The sequence below is a fragment of the Arthrobacter sp. JCM 19049 genome, assembly GCF_001310435.1.
In genome coordinates this window covers 1-4,708 of sequence record NZ_BAXF01000149.1, presented here as the reverse complement: position 1 = coordinate 4,708, position 4,708 = coordinate 1, and the positions used below count along the sequence as shown (strand labels likewise).

At 64.4% G+C, this 4,708-nt stretch carries 4 protein-coding genes and 2 pseudogenes; 2 read left to right on the top strand and 4 right to left on the bottom strand.

Annotation, left to right across the window (positions count from 1 at the left end):
- Nucleotides 1-186: 186 nt before the first annotated feature.
- On the top strand, nt 187-561 hold the full coding sequence (locus JCM19049_RS08295) for a PH domain-containing protein (protein ID WP_054821355.1): 375 nt from the start codon (nt 187-189) through the stop codon (nt 559-561).
- Between the two features lie 184 nt (nt 562-745).
- Entirely contained in the window at nt 746-1,246 is a 501-nt protein-coding gene (locus JCM19049_RS19545; protein ID WP_279402766.1) for a phosphoribosyltransferase, read from the top strand.
- A 462-nt stretch (nt 1,247-1,708) separates the two neighbouring features.
- On the opposite strand, the pseudogene JCM19049_RS19540 reads toward JCM19049_RS19545, so the two are convergent.
- The 4 genes and pseudogenes from JCM19049_RS19540 to JCM19049_RS08275 all read right to left on the bottom strand — a co-directional run.
- Nucleotides 1,709-2,872 (bottom strand): annotated as a pseudogene (locus tag JCM19049_RS19540) (DUF5129 domain-containing protein); the annotation flags it as partial.
- Nucleotides 2,873-2,950: 78 nt separating this feature from the next.
- A complete protein-coding gene (locus tag JCM19049_RS08285; protein WP_279402765.1) occupies nt 2,951-3,340 on the bottom strand; it encodes a hypothetical protein in 390 nt (129 codons plus the stop codon).
- 372 nt (nt 3,341-3,712) lie between these two features.
- The gene (locus JCM19049_RS08280; protein ID WP_054821352.1) at nt 3,713-4,012 is read right to left on the bottom strand and encodes a hypothetical protein; all 300 of its coding nucleotides are present in this window, start codon (nt 4,010-4,012) and stop codon (nt 3,713-3,715) included.
- Between the two features lie 108 nt (nt 4,013-4,120).
- Nucleotides 4,121-4,708 (bottom strand): annotated as a pseudogene (locus JCM19049_RS08275) (phenylalanine--tRNA ligase subunit beta); the annotation flags it as partial.

Below are 4,708 nucleotides of genomic sequence, written 5' to 3'. Positions count from 1 at the left end.
GTGTGTGATGGCGTTGCTCGTGAGCGGGGATATCCACGGCGGCGCTGCCGTGTTGGGCGCGCTCACGGCGCTGGCCTTCGACGGACAGCGGCGGCGAAGAAGCCTCCAGGAGCGCTGAAGGCCGCGAAGCGTTTGCTGCCTGCAGCCCGGGAGCTGAATGTCCCGCGCTCCGGCTAGAGTCAAGCCATGATCGATTTCAACAACTCCTCGGTGTTCAAGCTCAGCCCCAGCAACATGGCCGATCTGGCCCCGGAACTCACGCCGCTGCTGGTGCCGGGTGAGGAACTGCTCGCGACCTTCAAGGGCGTGCGCGATTCGGTGGCCTTCACGAACAAGCGCCTGATCGCGCTCAACGTCCAGGGCATTACCGGCAAGAAGCGGGACTACACCTCACTGCCCTATTCGAAGGTTCAGGCGTTCTCCGTCGAGACGGCCGGGACCCTTGACCTGGATGCCGAGCTGGATTTGTGGTTTAGCGGACTGGGCAAGGTCCGCCTGGAGTTCAAGGGCAAGGTCGACGTGCGGGCCCTGTCCAAGCTGATCGCCTCCTACGTCCTGTAGCGCCCTGTCCCCTGTTCAGCAGCCTGCCGGTGTTCCGCTTCGGTACGGCGGAGGCGAAGCGGCAGTAGGGAACGTCACGGGCGTCGGGAACGTCACGGGCGTCGGGAACGTCACGGGCAAAGGTGCAGAAAAGTACTTCGGGATCCGCCGCCCAAAGCCTCGGCGGGCCGCTAGCATTGGAAGAATGACAGCCCTTGATGATTCCGGAGCAGATGTCCTGCCCGAGCCAGAACGCGAAGTGTTGACCTGGGACCAGTTTGGCCAGGCCTCACGTGAGCTAGCCCAGACCATCGTGAATACCGGTTTCGTGCCGGACGTGGTGCTGGCGATCGCCCGCGGCGGCCTGCTGCTGGCTGGTTCGATTTCCTACGCGCTGGGCGTGAAGGCGTGCGGCGCGCTGAACGTCGAGTTCTACACCGGGATTGGCACGGTGCTGCCCGAGCCGGTCGTGCTGCCGCCGCTGCTGGACGAGGGACACCTGCGCGACAAGAAGGTGCTGGTGGTGGACGACGTCTCGGACTCGGGGCGCACCCTGGCCAAGGTCGTTGACCTGGTCGGCGAGTGGGGTTCCGAGGTCAAGACGGTGTGCCTCTACACCAAGCCGCGCACCATCAAGGAACCGGATTTCGAGTGGCGCCGCACCGACAAGTGGATCACCTTCCCTGGTCGGCCCTGCCGCCGGTGACCGCCGGCAAGTAGTCCCATCAGCTTGGGAGCCGGAAGCGTCTGCTGACGTTTCCGGCTCCTGCTGTTTAACCTTCGGCCCGATCAAGCAGCCATAGCCAGAGTGCCTAGAACCGGAGGAGCCGCCGGCCCCGGAGAAGCTGCCGCCGCCTCCGGAATATCCGTGGGAGATCCCGGAAGAGGGGGAACTGGCGGCCTCACGGGATGAGGTCACCGAACTCACCCCGGAGCTGTAGCCCGTGTTGTAGGCCTGCACGCGCCAGAACATGCTGGCCGGGCTGGTCACGTCCAGGATTGAACCGCCGCCGCGCCGCTGCTGGGAGTAGGCGGAGCGTGATTCGCGCATCTTGCGGCGCATGTCCTCCTTCTCGTCATCGTTCTGGGCGTAGGCGTCGATCTGGGCCGTGGCAAAGTCCTCCAGTTTCTCAGTCAGCTGCTCGCGCAGCTGCGCCAACCGGTCCAGGGCGGTATCGACGTCGATCACCTCCGCCTTCAGCTCAGTGCCGATGAACTGTGCCTCGTCCACGGCCGTATGGCGGAAGGATTCCAGTGCGGCCCCTGCCGCCTCGGTTCCTGCTTCGGCGTCCTGGACCAGCTGCGGAATCTGCTCCAGGTCCTCCAGCAGCGGCGCGGTCTGGGCCCGCCAGGCCGTTTCCCAGGTGGCGGACCGCGTGTAGAGGGCCGAGGCGGCGATGATCGCATCATCGGTGGAATCCAGCTCTTGGGCGGCGGTCAGGAAGTTCTCGGTACGCACCACCCCCTGGGCAGAGGAGCGTTCCTTCTTGGTGGCAGCTTCCAATTCCTGCTGTTCGGTGAACGAAGAACGGTAGCTGGCGACGAAGTCGGCGAACCGGCGTTCCAGGTCCGCAGCATGGTGGGAGCCGGTGGGCAAGGTCCGGGCCGCCAACTCAGTGGTGTCCAGGTCCATGGTCACGTTCGTCAGGTGCATCGTTCCCGTCTTCAACTGGTCAGCAAATTTCTTGCGCCGGTTCGAACGCACCTTGGCGACACTGCCCCAAACGATGCCACCCACGCCCCCACCCGCAGCGGTTACCACCCACACCACGGGGTTTTTATACCAGGGCCGGTTCATGAGCGAGGCTCCTTCGGTCGCCACCGCAATGATCCCGTCGCTCCAGCGGGCTTGTTTGAAGTCCTCATAACCCGCTTCGTGGATCTTTTCCATCAGCTCGTCGCTGACCTTCCGGTCTTCGCCGAAATAGGTTCCGACCTGCCCGGAGTCCGGGCCCTCAAGGGAGAGGGTGATGATGAAATATCCGTCCGCCCAGTAGTCGCCGTGGTCCTCTGGCTTCTGTGAGATCCACTCGGGGTGCGCGGTACGGGCATAGAGCAGTGTCTTGGTGTTGATGTTGTCCGCGTAGTTTCCCTCGCGGGTGTAGACAACAACCTTGGTCGGTTCGTAGAAGTCGACCCCTTCCAGCACCTCCCGTACCCGGTCCTCGTTGATCACCCCGGCGGTGTCGTTCACCGTCACAGATTCCAGGTTTTGTCCGGCGGGAACGGTTACAGGCGGGGCGGCGTGGGCTGCAGGAAGGATCCCCAGCAATCCCAGGGCCGCCACCGCTGATGCGGCGGCGGTTCGAATCGGGAGGCTGACTTGAGACATTGGGGTTCCCTTCACAGGCTGCTGACTAGTTCGTGCGGAGGTTGGTCTATCTTCATCCTATCCATAGACGCATATCTGTCACTGCTCTCGACCCGCGAGAACGGCATGCCAGCTTAGGGCACGGTGATCGCCTGCTCCGTGGTCATCGGCAGGATCGTCACATGGCTTCCAAGATAGTAGCGGGATTGGTCGAAGGACCCACCTTCTCCTTCGCTCGCTTCGGGAAGCGGCGTGCCGATACACCTCAACGGCACGCTTTGTCGTGCAGGCGACGATTCGAGCACGCGGCCACAGCAGCAGGCCCAGCAGAACCAGCCCGCTCATGATCACCGAAGTCAACACCGGCAGAACGCCAGATCCGCCGACTCCAACCACAACAAGCAGGTGCACCATTGGCAACACCGCAAAGGTCACGGAGGCCATGGGCAATTCGCTCATGGTGCCGAACCAGCGGATGGTGGTGAGCACGCGGCTTCGTGTTCGGTCCCGGAGGCCCGCAAGCAAGATCAGCATTGGCAACTGCTCCAGGCAACGGCGATGATTCCGGCGGCCGCATAGGGAGCCACCAGATGGGCGGTTTCCCAATACTCTCCGCCCCGGGACGCTGCGGTAAGCGGCAGCAGGGACTGAATGGCGAGCTCCCAGGCATCAGCGCCGCTGCGAAAGGAAGGACCAACAATCTAGCCGAAGGATTCATGTCCTGAGTGTCGGCAGGGAAGCCACGCCTGACAATAACGCCCGTTGCCTGACGACAAAACCAGCAGGGATACCGCGTCGGGCCGTGGGAACGGCCGTGCAATCCGGCTTCCCAGCATGTCAACCGGGCCGTCAATCAAGGATTTAGGAGGAAAGCGGCCAACCGTACGGGTAGTCCACCCATTGGCCGAAGCCTTCGTCCGGGCAAGTGCCTTGGGCGTCGATGCGGGTGCTGTTCAGGTCTGCGGGATAGCGGACGCCCTGCAGCCGACGGTCAAAATCGGTGCCGTCCAAATCGTGTACTTGAGCACCATCGGCGAAGCGCAGGTCATAGCGGAAGAACCGGTACCGGCGTTTGCTCCAGCGGCGCTGCCCGCAGCGCGGTTGCGCGGACAGCGATGGGCATTTGGTGGTCCATGGCTCGAGTATTTCACGGATGCGCATCCCCTGGCATCCGGGTGTGGACCTGGAAACGGTGGCAACACCGGCCATGCAAAAAGCGCCCTGCACCGCCCCCAATGTGAGGAACGGTGCAGGCGCTATCGCGGATTGCTAGCGCTGCACGGCGCCGAAGCGTTCGGCGGCGACCGCCACGGCCGCGGCACGGGCCTGGGAGGCTTCGTCCGCGGTCAGGGTGCGGTCCATGGCGCGGAAGCGCAGCCCGAAGGCCAGTGACTTCTTGCCGTCCTCGATGCCCTGGCCGGAGTACACATCGAACAGTGCGATGTCCTCCAGCAGTTCACCGGCGCCCTCACGCAGTGCGCTCAGCACGTCGCCGGCGACGACCTGCTCATCCACCACCAGTGCCACGTCCTGGGTGGCCAGCGGCTGGGTGGTCATCTGCTCGGCGACCACCACGGCCGGGGCAGCGGCCATCAGGGCCTCGCCGTCCAGTTCCATGGCCACCGTGCGCGCGGGCAGGTCCAGGTCCTTGAGCAGCTGCGGGTGCAGTTCGCCGGCGTAGCCGATCAGTTCGCCGTTCACGCTCAATGCCGCAGTGCGCCCCGGATGGAACGCCTGGTGCTTGCCCTGGGCGATTTCCAGTTTGGCGCCCAGGATCCCGGCGGCGGTGCGCGCAACATCCAGTGCGTCGGCCCAGTCCCAGGCGCGCGGGTGAAGCCCACCCCGGCGGCGGCCTCG